Origin of the sequence: Nocardioides sp. YIM 152315 (genome assembly GCF_029210375.1) — a bacterium.
In the GTDB taxonomy this organism is placed as follows: Bacteria; Actinomycetota; Actinomycetes; order Propionibacteriales; family Nocardioidaceae; genus Nocardioides.
Genome location: NZ_JARGER010000015.1, coordinates 41688 through 59172, shown reverse-complemented (window position 1 = coordinate 59172; position 17485 = coordinate 41688). Strand labels below are relative to the sequence as shown.

The 17485-nt window shown below is 71.2% G+C and carries 15 protein-coding genes; 7 read left to right on the top strand and 8 right to left on the bottom strand.

The window, feature by feature from the left end; all coding sequences use genetic code 11:
- The first annotated feature begins 67 nt into the window (after positions 1-67).
- The gene (locus PZ894_RS04140; RefSeq protein WP_275742744.1) at positions 68-1333 is read left to right on the top strand and encodes a pitrilysin family protein; all 1266 of its coding nucleotides are present in this window, start codon (positions 68-70) and stop codon (positions 1331-1333) included.
- Positions 1334-1337: 4 nt separating this feature from the next.
- Here PZ894_RS04140 and PZ894_RS04135 read toward each other — a convergent pair whose 3' ends face one another.
- From PZ894_RS04135 to PZ894_RS04125, 3 genes are read right to left on the bottom strand one after another with little or no spacing between them, the layout of a single operon-like run.
- Positions 1338-1910 (bottom strand): hypothetical protein, encoded by a 573-nt coding sequence (locus PZ894_RS04135; protein ID WP_275742743.1) that lies wholly within the window; start codon positions 1908-1910, stop codon positions 1338-1340.
- Positions 1907-2509, bottom strand: coding sequence for a sigma factor-like helix-turn-helix DNA-binding protein (locus tag PZ894_RS04130; RefSeq protein WP_275742742.1), 603 nt, complete (start codon positions 2507-2509; stop codon positions 1907-1909). The genes PZ894_RS04135 and PZ894_RS04130 overlap by 4 nt, the downstream gene beginning before the upstream one ends.
- 55 nt (positions 2510-2564) lie before the next feature.
- On the bottom strand, positions 2565-3080 hold the full coding sequence (locus PZ894_RS04125) for a class I SAM-dependent methyltransferase (protein ID WP_275742741.1): 516 nt from the start codon (positions 3078-3080) through the stop codon (positions 2565-2567).
- A 74-nt stretch (positions 3081-3154) separates the two neighbouring features.
- On the opposite strand from PZ894_RS04125, the gene dapB reads away from it, so the two are divergent.
- Both dapB and PZ894_RS04115 read left to right on the top strand, forming a co-directional pair.
- Positions 3155-3901: a 4-hydroxy-tetrahydrodipicolinate reductase gene (dapB, locus tag PZ894_RS04120; RefSeq protein ID WP_275743021.1), complete on the top strand. Its 747-nt coding sequence runs from the start codon at positions 3155-3157 to the stop codon at positions 3899-3901.
- Between the two features lie 121 nt (positions 3902-4022).
- Positions 4023-5573 carry a M4 family metallopeptidase gene (locus PZ894_RS04115; protein ID WP_275742740.1) on the top strand — a complete coding sequence of 517 codons (1551 nt, stop codon included), beginning with the start codon at positions 4023-4025 and terminating at the stop codon, positions 5571-5573.
- Here PZ894_RS04115 and PZ894_RS04110 read toward each other — a convergent pair.
- The 4 genes from PZ894_RS04110 to PZ894_RS04095 form a co-directional block, all read right to left on the bottom strand.
- Positions 5462-6355 carry a DUF2306 domain-containing protein gene (locus PZ894_RS04110; RefSeq protein ID WP_275742739.1) on the bottom strand — a complete coding sequence of 298 codons (894 nt, stop codon included), beginning with the start codon at positions 6353-6355 and terminating at the stop codon, positions 5462-5464. The genes PZ894_RS04115 and PZ894_RS04110 overlap by 112 nt on opposite strands.
- Positions 6352-6585 (bottom strand): hypothetical protein, encoded by a 234-nt coding sequence (locus PZ894_RS04105; RefSeq protein WP_275742738.1) that lies wholly within the window; start codon positions 6583-6585, stop codon positions 6352-6354. The genes PZ894_RS04110 and PZ894_RS04105 overlap by 4 nt, the downstream gene beginning before the upstream one ends.
- Before the next feature lie 155 nt (positions 6586-6740).
- Positions 6741-9539 (bottom strand): LuxR C-terminal-related transcriptional regulator, encoded by a 2799-nt coding sequence (locus tag PZ894_RS04100; RefSeq protein ID WP_275742737.1) that lies wholly within the window; start codon positions 9537-9539, stop codon positions 6741-6743.
- 72 nt (positions 9540-9611) lie between these two features.
- A complete protein-coding gene (locus PZ894_RS04095) occupies positions 9612-10223 on the bottom strand; it encodes an XRE family transcriptional regulator (protein ID WP_275742736.1) in 612 nt (203 codons plus the stop codon).
- A gap of 101 nt (positions 10224-10324) precedes the next feature.
- On the opposite strand from PZ894_RS04095, the gene PZ894_RS04090 reads away from it, so the two are divergent.
- From PZ894_RS04090 to PZ894_RS04080, 3 genes are all read left to right on the top strand, one after another.
- Positions 10325-11335 (top strand): NAD(P)/FAD-dependent oxidoreductase, encoded by a 1011-nt coding sequence (locus tag PZ894_RS04090; protein WP_275742735.1) that lies wholly within the window; start codon positions 10325-10327, stop codon positions 11333-11335.
- Between the two features lie 77 nt (positions 11336-11412).
- Positions 11413-11706 carry a hypothetical protein gene (locus PZ894_RS04085; protein ID WP_275742734.1) on the top strand — a complete coding sequence of 98 codons (294 nt, stop codon included), beginning with the start codon at positions 11413-11415 and terminating at the stop codon, positions 11704-11706.
- A 152-nt stretch (positions 11707-11858) separates the two neighbouring features.
- Complete coding sequence (locus PZ894_RS04080) at positions 11859-14051, top strand: MMPL family transporter (RefSeq protein ID WP_275742732.1); 2193 nt, start codon at positions 11859-11861, stop codon at positions 14049-14051.
- Positions 14052-14280: 229 nt separating this feature from the next.
- On the opposite strand, the gene PZ894_RS04075 is transcribed toward PZ894_RS04080, so the two are convergent.
- The gene (locus PZ894_RS04075; RefSeq protein ID WP_275742730.1) at positions 14281-15339 is read right to left on the bottom strand and encodes a zinc-dependent dehydrogenase; all 1059 of its coding nucleotides are present in this window, start codon (positions 15337-15339) and stop codon (positions 14281-14283) included.
- Positions 15340-15517: 178 nt separating this feature from the next.
- Here PZ894_RS04075 and PZ894_RS04070 point away from each other — a divergent pair, with 178 nt between their 5' ends.
- Positions 15518-17482, top strand: a complete 1965-nt coding sequence (locus tag PZ894_RS04070; protein ID WP_275742729.1) for a PTS mannitol transporter subunit IICBA — start codon at positions 15518-15520, stop codon at positions 17480-17482.
- The last annotated feature ends 3 nt before the right edge of the window (positions 17483-17485 follow it).

Here is a 17485-nt window from a genome sequence, read left to right as displayed (position 1 = left end):
GACCCGCCAGAAAGTTTCTGGCGGGTCACCGTCGTCTTCCCGGCCGGCGACGCGCACGCTGCACACCGTGACCGACGCCGGCGGCCAGGTGACCTCGCGGATCCGTCGTACGACGCTGCCCAGCGGCCTGCGGATCATCACCGAGCAGCAGGCGGGCGTCCGCTCGGCGGCGATCGGTGTCTGGGTGGGCATCGGCTCGCGCGACGAGTCGCCCGCCCTGCACGGCTGCTCGCACTTCCTCGAGCACCTGCTGTTCAAGGGCACCGCGGAGCGCTCGGCGCTCGACATCTCGGTGGCCCTCGACGCGGTCGGCGGTGAGTTCAACGCCTTCACCGCCAAGGAGTACACCTGCTTCCACGCGCGGGTCCTCGACGAGGACCTGCCGCTGGCCGTCGACGTGCTCGGCGACATGATCACCAGCTCGACGCTGGCACCCGCCGACGTCGAGGCCGAGCGCGACGTGATCCTCGACGAGGTCGCGATGCACGACGACGACCCCGACGACGTCGTGCACAACCTCTTCGCCGCCCAGGCCTGGGGCGACTCCCCGCTCGGCCGCCCGATCGCCGGCTCGGAGGAGTCGATCGCGGCGCTGACCCGTGCCCAGATCCGGCGCTTCTACAAGCGCCACTACCGGCCCGCCAACATCGTCGTCGCCGCTGCCGGCAACGTCGACCACGCGAGCCTGGTGCGCCAGGTGCGCGCGGCGTTCGGGCGCAACGGCTGGCTCGACGTCGAGGAGTCACCCGTGGCGGCGCGACACGGCAGCCGCAAGCGGGTGGCGCCCGGGCTGATCGAGGCGACGCGTCCCTTCGAGCAGGTCAACCTCGTGCTCGGCATGGAGGGCCTGCGCCGCGACGACGACCGCCGGTTCGCGCTCGGCGTGCTCAACACGGCGCTCGGCGGGGGCACGTCGAGCCGGCTCTTCCAGGAGGTCCGCGAGCACCGGGGGCTGGCCTACTCGGTGTTCTCCTTCTCCTCCCACCACGCCGACTCCGGTCTGGTCGGCGTGTCGGTCGGCTGCCTGCCGAACCGGCTCGACGACGTGCTCGCGGTGGTCCGCGAGGAGCTCGCGAAGGTCGCGCGCGACGGCATCACCGCCGAGGAGCTGGCCCGCGGCAAGGGGCAGCTGCGCGGCGGCCTGGTGCTCGGGCTCGAGGACTCCGCGTCGCGGATGTCGCGCATCGGCAAGGCCGAGCTCGTCCACGACGAGCTGCTCAGCATCGACGAGGTGATGGCGCGCATCGACGGCGTCACGCTCGACGAGGTGCACGAGATCGCGCGTGACGTCTTCGGACGGTCCGAGATCCTCGCGATCGTCGGCCCCGCCTGACCGGTCAGGTCGTCGAGACGAGCGCCACGACACCGGCGGCGGCGCACGCCCACAGCACGCTGGTGAACGTGCCGATGATGAAGCGCTCGGCCGCACCGGTGCGTACGCCGTCCTCGGCCGCGCGGAGCTCGGGATAGCGGCCGAGGCCCTTCAGCGCGAGCACCACCGCCAGTCCCTCGGGCCAGCCGGCGACCAGGGTCGCGAAGGTCGCGAGCCGCTCGAGCGCTCCGATCCAGGCACCGCCGCGCAGCACGTGCCCGGCGCGGTCGAGCGACTCCGTCGGCGGTTCGCGGCGGTCGACCAGGTCGAAGACGAGCGCGGTGGCCGGGCCACCGCCGGCGACCGCGACGGCGCCGCCGAGGGCCATCAGCAGCGTCGCGGCCGCGTTGCCCTCGACGGCGACCCGCTCGGGTGCCGCGGCGACGGCCGCGGCCGCCGCGACCAGCACCAGCGCGGCCGGCACCCAGATCCGGCGGCCGGCCGATGCCCAGGCCGCGAGGCTGCAGGCCAGCGCGAAGGCGAGCAGCACGAGCGTCAGCGCGCCCCAGTTCTGGGCGGTCAGGATGTCAGCGGTCATGCCTTCTCTCCCGTCCCGAGCAGGTGAGTGGTGATCCCGGTGACGAGCTCGTGCGCTCGCCGGGCCTCGACGATGCCCGCCGCCTGGGCGCGCTGGCTCACGGCCGACTGGCTGATGCCGAGGCGCTCGCCGATCTCGGCGTACGACAATCCCTCGGCGGCCAGGTCGGCCACCTCCCACCCGCGGCTGGTGCGGCGGGCGAGCACGGCGGCCCACAGCCAGATCGTGGTCTCGAGCGCGCGGGTCGTCGGCTCGTCGCCGACGACCCGGGTGTGCCACGGGCTGCTCTTCGCGGCGGTCACGGCCGCGCGCGCGTGGACGTACGCCGGCCCGCGGCCGGCGCGGGTGTGGTCGGGCAGCGGCTCCTCGACGGCGCCGACGCCCAGGCCGATGTTCCACGCCTCGGCGCGGAGCAGCATCCCCACCGCGTCGGCGACCGACGTCCCGTCGTCGAGCACGCCCTGCAGCTCGTCGCCCACGGTGCGCTCGAAGGGGAGCCGGACGCGCAGCGGCGCCAGGGCGGCGAGCGCCTCGGGGATCCGGTCCGGACCGGTCCGGCTCCCGCGCTGGTCCACGGTCAGGACCACGGCGGTGGTCATGGGAAGAGCATACTTCAGGAAATAACCTAATGCAAAGGCAATGAAGGCTATTCTCTTATCGGCGGCCGATGATGCCGACCACCGGGGGAGCCTTCTGGTCCACGACCGAGACCCGGAAGCCACCCTCCTGGAGCGCCGCGGACGACTTGCGGACGATGTTGGGCACCAGCTCCGGCCGGTTGGCGTCGAAGAAGAGGTAGACCGCGCCCCCCGGCAGCACCCGTTCGTGGAGCAGGGCGACCTCGTCGGCACAGCCCCGCACCCAGAACAGGTTCACGTTGAACGCGAAGACCTTGTGCAGCCGCTTCACCGGCACCCGCAGCGTGGCGAGGTCGATCTGGCGGACCGTGAGGCGGCCGCTCTCGACGAAGCGCGCGCAGCGCCGCTTGGTGCGGTCGACCCCGGACTCGGAGCGGTCGATGGCGAAGAGCCTGCCGGTCTCCAGCCGCTCGCAGATCATCTCGGCGCCGTACCCGGGGCCGCAGCCGATCTCGAGCACGTGGTCGGCGGGCTGCACATCCATCACGTCGACCGCCCACCGGATCCGTGGTGGGATCGTCTGCAACGCCATGCCCACAGACTGCCAGACGCCCGCCGCCGAGTCAGGGACCGCCGAGCCGGTAGGTTGAGGCCGTGATCGAGGCCGTGACCAAGGTAGGTGTGCTGGGGGCCCGGGGCCGGGTCGGCTCCGAGGTCTGCCGAGGTGTGGAGGCGTCCGACGACCTCGCGCTGGTCGCCGCGATCGACGCCGGCGACGACATCGGCGGGCTGGTCACCTCGGGTGTCCAGGCCGTCGTCGACTTCACCCATCCCGACGTGGTCATGGACAACCTGGAGTTCTGCATCGACCACGGCGTCCACGCCGTCGTCGGCACCACCGGCTTCGACGACGCCCGCCTCGACACCCTGCGGCGCTGGCTCGCGGACGCGCCCTCGGTCGGGGTGCTGATCGCGCCGAACTTCTCGATCGGCGCGATCCTGATGATGCGGTTCGCGGCGGCGGCCGCGCCGTACTACGAGTCCGCCGAGGTCGTCGAGCTCCACCACCCGACGAAGGCGGATGCACCGTCCGGCACGGCCCGGCGTACGGCGGAGCTGATCGCCGCCGCCCGGCGCGACGCCGGGCTCGGCCCGGTCCCGGACGCGACGACCACCGGTCTCGACGGCGCCCGGGGCGCCGACGTCGACGGCATCCGCGTGCACGGCCTGCGGATCCGCGGCCTGGTCGCCCACCAGGAGGTCGTGCTCGGCGGGCCGGGGGAGACCCTCACGATCCGGCACGACTCGCTCGACCGCGCGTCGTTCGTGCCCGGTGTGCTCACCGGTCTGCGCCAGATCGCCGACCGGCCCGGACTCACCGTCGGTCTCGAGCACTTCCTCGACCTCGTCTGACCTGCCGCGCTGCAGGTTCGTGCATTGCACGAACCTGTGCGTGCCCCCAGGTTCCACTCGTCGTTAGGACCGACGAGGCTGCGGTCCCGTAGCCCTCTCCCTCAACGAGTTGGACGGTTTCATGCGCACGCTCTCGGGATCCGCCGCCGTAGCGGCACTCGCCCTCATCGCCGGCCCCGTCGCCGTCGGCGCCACCGCGCCGGTCGCGGCGGCGTCGCCGTCGCTGGAGACGGAGACGACCGCGTACGACGTGGTCGACGTCGTCGAGGACGCCGACGGCACCACCCACACCCGCATGGTCCGCACCTACGAGGGCCTGCCCGTCATCGGCGGCGACCGCGTGGTGCATCGAGGACCGGCCGGCGTCCGGCGGGGCGTGAGCCAGACGCTCGAGGCGCCGCTCGCGCTGGCGACGAAGCCGGTGGTCGGCGCTTCCGCCGCCGCGCGCACGGCGCTCGCGAAGGCGCCCGCCATCCGCGACATCACCGGCGCGAACGAGAAGACGTCGCGCCTGGTCGTCGACGCCACCTCCGGCACCGGCCGGCTCGCCTGGGAGGTCGTCACCGGCGGCACCCAGGCCGACGGCACGCCGAGCCGACTGGCGACGTACGTCGACGCACGCAGCGGCAAGGTGCTCTGGCGCGAGCAGCAGATCCAGGACGTCGACGGCACGGGGCAGTCGCTCTACTCGGGCACCGTCCCGCTCCAGCTGACCCGGTCGGGCGCGGCGTACCAGCTCAAGGACCCGACGCGCGGCAACACCTACACGACCGACCTGAACAACCAGGAAGACCCGCTGCTGTGCCAGCTGTTCGGCTTCCGCTGCCCGACGGGGACGCTGTTCACCAGCCCGGACGCATCGTTCGGGAACGGCGCGGCCGGCAACCGGGAGTCGGCGGCCGTCGACGCGCAGTACGGCACGAACATGACCTGGGACTTCTACCAGACGACGTTCGGGCGCAACGGGATCTTCGGTGACGGCACCGGCTCCTACAATCGGGTCCACTACGGGACCGACTACGTCAACGCCTTCTGGGACGGCACGAAGATGACGTACGGCGACGGCGACGGCACCGACTACGGCCCGCTGGTCTCCCTCGACGTGGCGGGCCACGAGATGTCCCACGGCGTCACCGAGCACACCGCCAACCTGACCTACTCGGGCGAGTCCGGCGGACTCAACGAGGCCACGTCCGACATCTTCGGCTCGATGGTGGAGTTCTTCGCCGCCAACGCCAACGACCCGGGCGACTACCTGATCGGCGAGGAGTTCGACCTCAAGAACCACCTCGGCCTGCGCCGGATGGACGACCCCTCCTCCGACGGCTCGTCGCTGAACTGCTGGACCTCGGGCGCCGGCGACGTCGACGTCCACTACTCCTCGGGCATCGGCAACCACTTCTTCTACCTGCTGTCCGAGGGCTCGGGCGCGAAGACGCTCAACGGGGTCTCCTACGACAGCCCGACCTGCGACGGCTCCACCGTCAGCGGCATCGGCCGCGACGCCGCAGGAGAGATCTGGTACCGCGCGCTCACGGTCTACATGACGTCCAGCACCGACTACCACGGTGCGCGTACGGCCACCCTGGACGCGGCCCGCGACCTCTTCGGCGCCGGGAGCGTCCAGCACAACGCGGTCGCCACGGCCTGGAGCGCCGTCGGCGTGAGCTGACCCTCCGGGAGACCGCGGGCAGGCCCGCACCGGCCAGGTCGGTGCGGGCCTCGCTGTCGGCGGCTCTCGAGTTCAGGTCCCTGGACACCGTCAGCGGCATCGCGACCGCTGCGACGGGACGAGCGACGGACTGGGCGACGGGCTGGGCGGCGGATGAGCCACTCGGCGACGGCGAGGTTGATGACCCAGGCCGCGCCCTTCGCGAGGTCGCCGGCCAGCACGCCGGCGCCGAAGAACGCTTCGCCGAACCCTTCGGTGAGCACCTGCGTGCCCGCGCCCAGGCCCAGCGCGTACGCACGCATCATCCAGGCGCGGTGCGCGGCGAGGTCGCGGCGACGGGCGGCCGTGACCCCGAGGACCAGGCTCGAGGCAGTGCCCGTCACGACGATCAGCCGGAACACGTACAGCAGGTCGCCGGTGCCAGGCTGCGCCGGATAGAACAACGTCAGCCAGAGCGCCGACCCGACGACGAGCAGTCCGTCGACCGCGAGGACGCGGCCCGCCCGCCGGTGCCAGTTCGGGTGCTTGCGGCGGAACCGGGGTACGAACTGGAACGCGCCGACCAGGGCGTACCCGGCCGCACCGACGATGTGAACGACCAGCGCGACCGGGAGGCCGGCGAACCGGTCGTCAGCCGGGATGACCTCGGGTCCGCCGGCGAGCTGGATCAGCCGCAACGCACCCGCGGCGAGGGGAATCAGGCTCAGCACGAGGAGCGGGACGGGGATGATCACCTGCCGGCGACCGGTGGCGGCGACGGTTGCCACGGCGGGTGCGCTCATCGGCCGCTGTCCTCGCCCGTGGGCTTCACCGAGATGAGCGGCACGCCGAGGTCGTGCACGCGTGCCAGAACACCGTGGAGCGCCGCCTGGTCGACGACGGGGCCACGCAGGACGGTGACGCCGCCGGGCGCGGGCTCGATGGTCATTCCGTCGAACCACGCCGCCCAGCGCTCATCGAGCCGCCCCTGCAGGCGGATCTCATACCAACCGGGTCCCTGTGCGGTGCTCACGGTCCTGCTCCTAGCGCTCGTGCCGCGGTGTTGCGGCGATATCGGGACGCTAGGAGCGGAGGTGGTGACCGGTCCTCACATCATGTGGTGACCCGAGTGGTGATTCGTCCGTCGCGGACCGAGCGCGAGGTCGCGACGTGACCCCGTGCGAGCTTTCAACTGCGGCCGGCACGAGAGCCGCGGCCGAGGAGCCCGAGCTGGTGCGCCCGGCTGACGGCCGCCCGACGGCTGTTCACGCCGAGCTTGGAGTAGACGTGCTTGGTGTGAGTACGCACCGTGTTGAGGGACACGACGAGCTCGCGGGCGATGCTGGGACCGTCGAGGTCAGAGGCGAGGAGGCGCAGGACGTCGAGCTCGCGGTCGCTGAGAGGGTCGAGGAGCCTCCCCGGCGGCTCGGAAGCAGCCGGCGTCGTCGGAATCGGCTGGGGGCCGACGGCCGGCCGGGATCCCGTGCTCCGGGCGGCAGGTTCGTCCACTCTCCGCGCGATCAGGTCCCGAACGAACGCCGCGTGCGGTCGACGCCCGGCCAGCATGACGAGCAGCTCACCAACGCCGGGGCCGGAGTCGAGAAGGAACCGGACCCAGCCTTGGGGCTCGGCCAGCTCGACGGCGTGGTCGAGGGACTCCAACGCGGCATCGGTGTCGTCGCCGGAGGCGTGGCGGGCGAGGGCCCGGAGCACCTCGACCTCGAGGACCGTGCCGGTCCGAGATCCTGCCTCGGCAGCTTCGAAGAGGCGGTCGAGGAGCGCTCGGGCGTCCCGGAGCGCGTTCTCGTCGCCGCCAGTGCGGTGCTGGGCGAGGAGGATGCGGGCGAACGTGAGGTGCTCGTACTCGCGCAGGTAGCTCAAGTCGTCCTCGGCGCTCAGCCCGTGCTCGCGGGCCCAGGCCGCGGCCGCATCGAGGTCGCCCGCGGCGGCGAGCAGTCTCGCGCGAGTCGCATGGAGGGGATGGACCGGCGGGGAGAAGTCGCCGACGTAGACGCGCACCGCGTCATCGACGAGCTCGAGCGCGCCGGTCCAGTCGCGTTCGGCGGCGCGGACCCTGGCCATCGCAACCCGCCACCGGTACGGGTTCTGCGGCAGGCCGGCCGCCTCGCCGAGATCGTCGGCGCGACGCACCAGATCGGCCGCGGCCGCCATGTCATCGCGGTGCCAGGCGATGCGACTGAGCGCGACCAGCATGTCCGCGGTGCCGCGCAGGACGCCACCGACCGGCGAGTTCCGTTCGGCGAGCTCGAGCGCGCCGCGCAGAGTCGCCTCCGCGTCGCCGAGCCGACCGAGGGTGAGCTCCATGTCGGCGATGGTCAGCGAGCAGCCCAGGACGTCGGCGACGTACCCGGCGCTTGCCAGCCCCGCGGCCGCTGTCACGTACGACGCGTGCGCCGCGACCACGTCACCCATCGTCCACGACGCGAGCCCGGAGATGCCGGCAGCAGCGGGCGGGGTCAGGTCATCGTCGGCGGGGGCCGCGTCGATCGCTCGTGCGGCTCGCGCGACGGCGGTCTCGGGATCGCCCCCGACGAGCGCGAGCGCCGCCCGATACATCTCGATCGCGGCCGGAATGCGGTCGAACTCAGCCTGATCCACGACCACCAGCTCAGATCCAGGCCGAGTGACGGTCGCTTCGACGGCGCGCAGTCGGTCCTCGACGCCGGCGAAGTCGTTGCTGGCCATCAGGCCGCCGACCAGTCCCATGGCGAGCGCCGGACGGTCCACCAGCACGTCGTCAGGTAGGTCGTCGACCCATCGCCGGATGACGCTCTCGCGGCGCAACCTGCGCAGGTCCGGGACGGCGCGTTCGACCAGGTCAGCGGCCGCGCCCAGGTCACCGGCGGTGAGGGCATGCCGGACGGCTTCCTCGACATCCCCGTTGGCGGCGTACCAGCTGCTCGCACGGCGGTGCAGCTCAGGCACGTCGCCGGGGCGCTCCTGGAGCAGGTGGGCTCGGAGGACGTGGCCGAAGAGGTGGTGGTACCGGTACCAGCGGCGGTGGTCGTCCAGCGGCACCACGAAGAGGTTCTGCCGGTCGAGCAGGTCGAGCATGGCCCGCCCCGCGCCCGGGGAGTTGCTTGCTGCGTCGTCGAGGAGCGCATCACACAACGTGCCGGTGAGCCGCTCGAGGACGGAGGTGTCGAGCAGGAAGCGGCGCACGCTGTCGGGTTGCCGGTCGAGGACCTCATCGACGAGGTAGTCGACGACGAACCGATCATCTCCGGCGAACCGGTCGATGAACCCGGCAGCGTCAGACCGGTCCCGCAACGAGAGGACCGCGAGCTGAAGCGCAGCGACCCACCCCTCGGTGCGCGTCTCCAGCGCTGCGACCGCCTCCGCGGGGAGCCCGAGCCCGTTGAGGTCATTGAGGTACGCCGCGACCTCGTCGCCGTCGAACCGCAGGTCCGTGGCACGGACCTCGACCAGTTCCCCGCGGGCACGCAGTCGCGGCAGCGGCAGTCCCGGATCGGCGCGGGTGCTGACGACCAGATGCAGCTGCGGCGGTAGATGCTCGACGAGGAACGTCATCCCCTCGGTGACCTCCGGGCCGTCGGCGAAGTGGTAGTCGTCGAGGACCAGGACGAGGTCACCGTCGTGGACGCTCAGCTCGTTCACCACCCCGGCGAGCACCGTTTCGATGGCGGCCTGACCGGACCCGAACAGGGCGAGGGCGGCGGCCGCCCCAGAGCCTAGGACAGCCCGATCGAGGGCCGTGAGCACGTACGGCCAGAACGACGCCGCAGCGCGGTCGCGCGCATCGAGTGACACCCACGCAGTCGGAACCTCGGTGGTGGACAGCCAGCTGGCGAGCAGGGTGGTCTTCCCGAACCCTGCCGGCGCCGAGACCACCGTGACCGGGAGATCGGTCGCGTGGCGGAGCAGCGCAGCCAGGCGCGGCCTCTGAACCGCCTCGCGGCGGGGGCGCGGCTGGAGCAGCTTCGTCTCCACGAGCGCGTCGACCATCCGCGCCATCCCTCCCCGTTCGTCGCCAGCGGAGCCCCACTGCCCCGATCCCTTGTCATTGCGACCGCCCGCTCAGTGCGCGGCCTCCATCATGGCCTGCTCGCCGTGGAGGTGCATCCGTTCTCCGGGGCGGCCGAAGATGCTCAGCACCTCGGCGGGCTCCCTGCCGGTGCTGCCGAACCAGTGCGGGACCTGGGTGTCGAACTCGGCGGCCTCGCCGATCCCGAGGACGAGGTCCTGCTCTCCGAGCACGAGCCGCATCCGCCCCGAGAGGACGTAGAGCCACTCGAATCCGTCGTGGGTCCGCGGCTGCGGGTCGGACTGCGTGCGCGGGATGACGATCTTCCAGGCCTGAATGCCCCCGCCCGGGCGGGTCAGTGGGAGCACGGTCCGGCCGTTGACCCGGCGCGGCTTGAGCCGGATCCGTGGGTCACCCACCTCAGGCGCGCCGACCAGGTCGTCGAGCGGGACCCGGTACGTCTGCGTCAGTGGGAGCAGCAGCTCGAGGCTCGGCTTGCGCTGACCCGTCTCCAGTCGCGACAGGGTGCTCTTGGAGATGCCTGACTCGAGTGCGGCGTCGGTCAGGGTCAGGCCGCGTTGCTCCCGCACCCGGCGAAGTCGCGGACCGACCATCTCGAGGGCCGCCGCCAACGCACCGGCCGTCCCGCTCGACTCGTCCGTCATGGTCCCCATTGGACCGCATCTGTACCGGGTCGAGCACCGTCGATTCCCGGGAACGGCAACAACCGTTGTCGGGGACCACTCAGGCCGAGCACTCTCGAGACATGAACGAGAACGAGCCCGTGAACGGAAACGCCGAGGATGTCGGCGACGTCGAGTGCTACGACGTCGTCGTGGTCGGCGGCGGCGCCGCCGGACTGTCCGCTGCCCTAGTGCTCCGTCGCGCCCGCCGCCGCGTCGCGGTTGTCGACGCCGGCGAGCCGCGTAACGCGCCGGCCGCACACATGCAGGGCTTCCTCGGCTCCGACGGCCTCCCGCCGTCCGAGCTCATCGCTCGGGGTCGCGCGGAGGTGGCCGGCTACGGCGTCGACCTCGTCCACGACACCGTCACCGGCATCGCCCCGTGCGAGACCGGGCCGCTGCGCCGCCGCCGCTTCCATCTCACTCTCGCCAGCGGGCGCACCCTGACCACCCGCCGCGTCGTGGTGACCACCGGACTGCGCGACGTGGCACCCGACGTGCCCGGTGTGGCCGACCGGTGGGGCCGCGACCTGCTCCACTGCCCGTACTGTCACGGGTACGAGGTCCGCGACCAGCCACTCGGCGTCCTCGCCGGCGGCGAGACCTCGATCGAGGAGTCCCTCGCGCACACCCACCTGGTCCGGCAGTGGTCCGACGACGTCGTGTTCTTCGCCAACGGCGCCACGCTGAGCGTCGATCAGCGCGAACAACTCGTCGCCCGCGCCATCGGCCTCGTGGACGCACCCGTGACCCGGCTCGTCGTCGAGGACGGCCAGCTCACCGGGGTCGAGATCGCCGACGGGCAGGTCGTGCCCCGGGCCGCGGTGTTCGTCCGGCCGCACTTCGTCGCCAACGACGCCCTGCTGACCGACCTCGGCTGCGCCACCGGGGCGAACGGGTGGGTCACCGTCGACCCGACCGGCGCAACCAGCGTCGCCGGCGTCTGGGCGGCAGGGAACGCGGTCAACCCGCGCGCCCAGGTCATCACCGCCGCCGGCGAGGGGTCCGCTGCCGCGATCGCGATCAACAACGACCTCGTCGACGAGGACCTGCCCATCGCCGTCGCCAACTTCCGGCTCGGCCTGCCCGTCTAGTCCCCGGCACCAAGCCCGCCGCCGGCCTCGGGGCCGCCGGCCGACCCAGCACGCCCCATCCCCGAAGGAGCTCCGCCATGTCCATCCCCCAGAACGCCCCGACCGGCGCGTCCACCGCCAGGGGCCGCCGCGCCGCCGCGCTCAACCCGGTCGGGCCGCCGACCAAGCACCAGCTCGCCCTCATGATCTGGATCGCGGTCTTCCCGACCCTGACCGTCATCAACCTGACCATCGGGCCCCACCTGAAGGACACCAACCCCGTCCTGCGCACCTTCGTCCTCGCGACCATCGCCGTGCCCATCGTCATCTACGGGCTCATGCCGCGGCTGCACCGTGTCCGCGGACGCATCCTCGCCCGCCGCGCCGCCTGAGACCGCTCGGACGGCCGCGCACCGGACTCGTGGTGGAAGGAGCGGACGAATCACCATCCTGCTCACCACGTGTGGTGACGACCGCTCACCACGTCGCTCCCTACGTTCCGGGCCATCAGCCACCCATGGCCACTCTTCCGAGGAGCACGATCATGAACCGCTTCACCCGAGCCATCGCCCTGGCCAGCGCCCGCCACCCATGGCGCACCATCGCCACCTGGGTCGCCGTACTCGCCGGCATGTTCGTCCTCGCCGGCGCGGCTGGCGGCACGTTCGCAGACGACTTCGCAGCGAAGGGCAGCCAGAGCGACCTCGCGATGAACCTGATCAACGACAACTTCCCCCAGGCCGCCAAGGGCAGGGCGATCGTCGTCCTCGAAGCCCAGGACGGCACCACCATCGACCAGGACCGCAGCGACGTCGCCCGGGTCCTCGGCGACGTCGAAGGCCTCGACCACGTCGCAGAGGTCACCGACCCGTACCTGGCCGGCACCGTCTCCGACGACGGCCGCATCGCGTACGCCGAGCTCACCCTCGACGTGCCGGAACGTGACATGGGCAAGCCCGCCTTCACCGCCCTCTCCGACGGCGTCGCCTCCATGGGCACCAGCGACCTGCGCGTCGAGCTCGGCGGCGACGCCGTGTTCCTCAACGCTGAGGACGAGACCTCCAGCCACGTCGCCATCGGGCTCCTGGTGGCGCTCATCGTGCTCCTGGTCGTGTTCGGCACCGCGGTGGCGGCCGTCCTCCCGATCGGCCTGTCCCTGGTGGCGGTCGGCGCCGGCATCGGCGCCATCACCCTCCTGGCGAACCCGATGACCGTGTCGGTGTCCGCCATCCCCGTCGCCGGCCTCGTCGGTCTCGGCGTCGGTGTCGACTACGCGCTGTTCGTCGTCGCCCGCTACCGCGAGAACCGCACCACCGGGCAGGACAACGGCCGCGCTCTCGCCCGTGCCATGAGCACTTCCGGTGCCGCGGTCGTGTTCGCCGGCGGCACCGTCGTCGCCGCCACCGCCGCGCTCGCCATCACCGGCATCGGCGTCCTGACCTCCATCGGGTTCGCGACCGCGCTCATGGTGGCCGCCGCGGTCGCCGCCGCCATCACCCTGCTCCCCGCGCTCCTCGGCGTGCTCGGGGACCACATCGACAAGGGCCGGATCGGCCTGCGCCACCGGGCCGTCAAGGCGGCGGAGGACACCGTCTGGTGGCGGTTCGGACACCGCGTCGCCGCCCGCCCGTGGCCCTACCTGGTCGCCGCCGTCGTCGCGCTCCTCGCGCTGGCTGCCCCGGCCATCGCGATGCAGACCGCGTTCCCCGCTGCCGGCGACGCGCCCGAGCACACCACCCACCGGCAGGCCTACGACCTGCTCACCGACGGGTGGGGCGAAGGCATCAACGCGCCCCTGACGGTCGTCGTCGATCTCAGCGACACGAGCGTCGGCTCCGCCGCCGCGGACGACGTCGCCGCTGTCGCGGCCGACATCGCCTCCGTGCCCGGCATCACCACCGTCGGTGATCCCGCCACCTCCGACGACGGTGACACGGTTGTCTTCGCCGCGACCCCGACGACCGGGCCGGCCGCCCCCGACACCTCGACCACCATCGACCGCGTCCGCGACGTCATCCCGTCCAACGCCTACGTCACCGGGATCACGGCCATCACCGACGACCTGAACGCCCAGCTCAGCCGGACGCTGCCGCTCTTCATCGGCGCCGTCATCGCGGTCTCGTTCCTGCTGCTGATGATGGTGTTCCGCTCGATCGCGGTCCCGCTGAAGGCCGCCGCGATGAACCTGCTGTCCATCGGCGCCGCCTACGGCGTCCTGGTCGCGGTCTTCCAGTGGGGCTGGGGCGCCGAACTCCTCGGGCTCGAGGGACCGACCCCCATCACCTCGCTCATCATCGTCATCATGTTCCCGATCCTGTTCGGGCTCTCCATGGACTATGAGGTGTTCCTGCTCTCCCGCATCAAGGAGGAGTACGACGCGACTGCCGACAACACGGAGTCCGTCGCCCGCGGTCTCGCCGGCACCGGCCGCGTCGTGACGTCGGCGGCGCTCATCATGGTCGCGGTCTTCCTCAGCTTCGTGGCCAGTCCGGTCCCGTCGCTGAAGATGCTCGGCCTCGGCCTGGCCGTCGCGGTCGTGGTCGACGCGACCGTGGTCCGGATGGTCCTGGTGCCGGCCACGATGGTCCTGCTCGGGAAGCGGAACTGGTGGCTGCCGACCTGGTTCGACCGGCTCCTGCCGCACCTGTCCATCGAAGAGCACTCATCGGCCAACGCCGGAGAGCGCGGATCGACCGCTACGGAGACTGCCCCGTCGGAGGAACTCGTCCGGCGTTGATCCGTCTTGCGATCGCACGCTGCGGCGCCTCCTCCTGCCCGCGCGGAACTGCGGACGGTGAGTCAGACGTCGTACGAGCATTCGGGGTGAGCACAGTGCCAACCGTCGGTCTCGACCACCGCGCGATCACGGCTCGACGATGGGTTTCGACGCGCCCGTCGGGGCCTCGCAAGCCCGGACGTGGGGCTTGCTCGACCTCCCCGTCGGACGCCGCGATCGACTTCGTCGATCACGGCTCGACGGTGACCTTGATGGCTTCGCCGGCCTTGACGATCTGGAAGGCGGAGAGCACGTCGTCGAGGGGGATGTGCCGCGTGATCAGGTCCTTGACCGGCACCTGACCGGAGGAGATGTACTCCAGCGCCCGCTTGTTGTGCTCCGGCGCGGAGCCGTTGGCGCCGTGGATGTGGAGCTGGCGGTAGTGCACCAGGTTGGAGTCGCACTTGATGAACGGGTCGTTCTTCGGCAGGCCGCCGAAGAACGAGATCCGGCCGTTGCGCGCCGCCATAAGGATCGCCTGCTCCTGGGTCACGTTCGCCGCGGTCGCGGTGATGACGACGTCGGCGCCGCGACCCCCCGTCAGCTTCATGACCCGCTCGACGACGTCGACCTCGGCGGCGTTGACGACCTCGTCGGGCCGCACCGCGTCGGCCGACATCTTCAGGCGTTCGGCATTGACGTCGACGAGGTAGACCGGACCGGCCCGGTGCACACCGCGGGCGATCCGGATGTGCATGCAGCCGATCGGACCGGCCCCGAAGACCACGACGGTGTCGCCGGCCTCGATCCCCAACAGCTCCTGGGCGTTGATCGCGCAGGCGAACGGCTCTGCGGCCGACGCCTCGTCGTACCCGACGTTGTCGGGGATCCGGTTGAGGCCGTCGACCTTGAGGACCTGCTGCGGCACGATCATGTACTCGGCGAAGCCGCCGTCGTACTGGTAGCCGACCGACGTCTGGTTCTGGCACACCGCCATCCAGCCCTTGCGGCACTCGTGGCACTCTCCGCACGGGACGGCCGCGATCACCTGGGCGCGGTCGCCGACCCGCCAGTCGCTGCCGTACGTCGCGTTGACGTCGGCGCCGACCTCGACGACCTCGCCGGCGATCTCGTGGCCGATGGTGCGCGGGGGAGTGAGGTTCTGGTGGCCGTTGTGGAAGATCTTCACGTCGGTCCCGCAGGTGGAGCAGTTGCGCACCCGGAGCTTGACCTCCCCGGGGCCGCACGCGGGCTCCGCCACCTCCTCGAGGCGGACGTCCTCGGGTGCGTAGAAGCGCAGGGCCTTCATGAAGTCTCCTCCAGGTCATCGGTGCTCTCGGCATCCGACTGTACCGCATTTATGTGGATGTGTGCCCGGTCATGTTGGTTTAGGCCCTTGACAGGCCGGAATCAGGGCGCATATAAACACAATCAAAGATCTACGTGATCGGTGTCACTGCGCATCGGTCCGGTCGAGAGAAGGTGCGATGACCACCACCACGTCAGCTCCCGAGAAGCCCGCCCAGCAGCGGGTCAGCGCGAGGGTCCACGTCCAGCGCGTCGGGACGTTCCTGTCGAACATGATCATGCCGAACATCGCCGCGATCATCGCGTGGGGCCTGATCACGGCGTTCTTCATCCCGGACGGCTGGACGCCGAACGAGAAGATCGCCACGATGGTCGGCCCGACGATCAACTACCTCCTGCCGATCCTCATCGCCTACACCGGTGGGCGCCTCGTCTACGACACCCGCGGTGGCGTCGTCGGCGCCATGTCGGTGATGGGCGTGATCATGGCGACCAGCGACCCGATCTTCCTCGGCGAGGACAGCGGCTCGCCGATGTTCCTGGGCGCGATGATCATGGGGCCGCTGACGGCCTGGGGGATGAAGCGGCTCGACGCGCTCTGGAGCCACAAGATCAAGCCCGGTTTCGAGATGCTCGTCAACAACTTCTCCGCGGGCATCTTCGCCGGGCTGATGGCCATCGCGAGCATGTTCCTGCTCGCGCCGGTGCTGCGCCAGGTCATCGACTGGCTCGGCGACGCCGTGAACTTCCTGGTCGACCACGACCTGCTGCCGCTGACCTCGGTCTTCATCGAGCCGGCCAAGGTCCTCTTCCTCAACAACGCGATCAACCACGGTGTGCTGACGCCGCTCGGCATCCAGGAAGCCACCGAGCAGGGCAAGTCCGTGCTGTTCCTGCTGGAGGCGAACCCCGGCCCCGGCCTCGGCCTGCTCCTGGCCTACACCGTCTTCGGCCGCGGCATCGCCAAGGCATCGGCCCCGGGCGCCGCGATCATCCAGTTCTTCGGCGGCATCCACGAGGTCTACTTCCCCTACGTGCTGATGAAGCCGAAGATGATCCTCGCGACGATCGCGGGCGGCATGACCGGCGTCTTCTGCTTCACGCTCTTCGACGTGGGTCTGCGGGCGCCCGCCGCTCCGGGCTCGATCATCGCGGTCTACGCGCAGACTCCCGGGGGCGACTTCGTCGGCATCACGATCGGCGTCTTCGGGGCGGCGCTCGTGTCCTTCCTCGTCGGTGGTCTGCTGCTGAGGACCGATCGCTCCGAGGACGAGGGTGACCTCGCCGGCGCGACCGGGGCCATGGAGGAGATGAAGGGCAAGAGGTCCGTCGCCTCGGCGATCCTCACGGGGACGGCCGTGGGTGCGGGTCGGGTGCGTTCGATCGTCTTCGCCTGCGACGCCGGCATGGGCTCGTCGGCGATGGGCGCGTCGGTGCTGCGCAAGAAGATCCGCGACGCCGGCTTCACCGACGTCACCGTGGTCAACCAGGCCATCTCGAGCCTTCGCGACGACCACGACATCGTCGTGACCCACGAAGACCTCACCGACCGGGCACGACGACAGACGCCGTCGGCGGTCCATGTCTCCGTCGAGAACTTCATGGCCAGCCCGCGGTACGACGACGTCGTCGAGCTCGTCCGGGCCCGCAACGGGATCGGCGGGATGGCGGCGCCGGACACCGCTGCAGACCTCGCGCCGGACGGGAGCGGCGGCCTGCTGGCGGAGGGGTCGATCGTCCTCGACGGGGGGAGCGCGTCCCGGGACGACGCCATCACCCGCGCCGGCGAGCTGCTCGTCGCATCCGGCGCCGTCGACCCGGCGTACGTCGAGGCCATGCACGAGCGGGAGGGGTCGGTGTCCACGGCGATGGGCAACCTGCTCGCCATCCCGCACGGCACCAACGAGGCCAAGTCCGACGTGCGACGCACGGCGCTCTCCTTCGTGCGCTACCCGGACGGCATCGACTGGAACGGCCGTGAGGTCAAGTACGTCGTCGGCGTGGCCGCGCTCGGCAACGAGCATCTCAAGCTGATGGCCCGACTCGCCGAGGTCTTCACCGATCCCGACCGCGTGCGGCACCTCGAGATCGCCAACTCCCCGCTCGACGTGCTCGAGGTGCTCGGGGAGGTCCAGCCGGCCTGAGGA

Excerpts from the sequence above, each read along its gene's own strand:
- PZ894_RS04080 (WP_275742732.1), top strand. The coding sequence starts at position 11,859 with ATGAACCGCTTCACCCGAGCCATCGCCCTGGCCAGCGCCCGCCACCCA.
- PZ894_RS04125 (WP_275742741.1), bottom strand. The coding sequence starts at position 3,080 with ATGGCGTTGCAGACGATCCCACCACGGATCCGGTGGGCGGTCGACGTG.
- PZ894_RS04115 (WP_275742740.1), top strand. The coding sequence starts at position 4,023 with ATGCGCACGCTCTCGGGATCCGCCGCCGTAGCGGCACTCGCCCTCATC.
- PZ894_RS04130 (WP_275742742.1), bottom strand. The coding sequence starts at position 2,509 with ATGACCACCGCCGTGGTCCTGACCGTGGACCAGCGCGGGAGCCGGACC.
- PZ894_RS04090 (WP_275742735.1), top strand. The coding sequence starts at position 10,325 with ATGAACGAGAACGAGCCCGTGAACGGAAACGCCGAGGATGTCGGCGAC.
- PZ894_RS04070 (WP_275742729.1), top strand. The coding sequence starts at position 15,518 with ATGACCACCACCACGTCAGCTCCCGAGAAGCCCGCCCAGCAGCGGGTC.
- PZ894_RS04085 (WP_275742734.1), top strand. The coding sequence starts at position 11,413 with ATGTCCATCCCCCAGAACGCCCCGACCGGCGCGTCCACCGCCAGGGGC.
- PZ894_RS04095 (WP_275742736.1), bottom strand. The coding sequence starts at position 10,223 with ATGACGGACGAGTCGAGCGGGACGGCCGGTGCGTTGGCGGCGGCCCTC.
- PZ894_RS04100 (WP_275742737.1), bottom strand. The coding sequence starts at position 9,539 with ATGGTCGACGCGCTCGTGGAGACGAAGCTGCTCCAGCCGCGCCCCCGC.
- PZ894_RS04135 (WP_275742743.1), bottom strand. The coding sequence starts at position 1,910 with ATGACCGCTGACATCCTGACCGCCCAGAACTGGGGCGCGCTGACGCTC.
- PZ894_RS04075 (WP_275742730.1), bottom strand. The coding sequence starts at position 15,339 with ATGAAGGCCCTGCGCTTCTACGCACCCGAGGACGTCCGCCTCGAGGAG.
- PZ894_RS04110 (WP_275742739.1), bottom strand. The coding sequence starts at position 6,355 with ATGAGCGCACCCGCCGTGGCAACCGTCGCCGCCACCGGTCGCCGGCAG.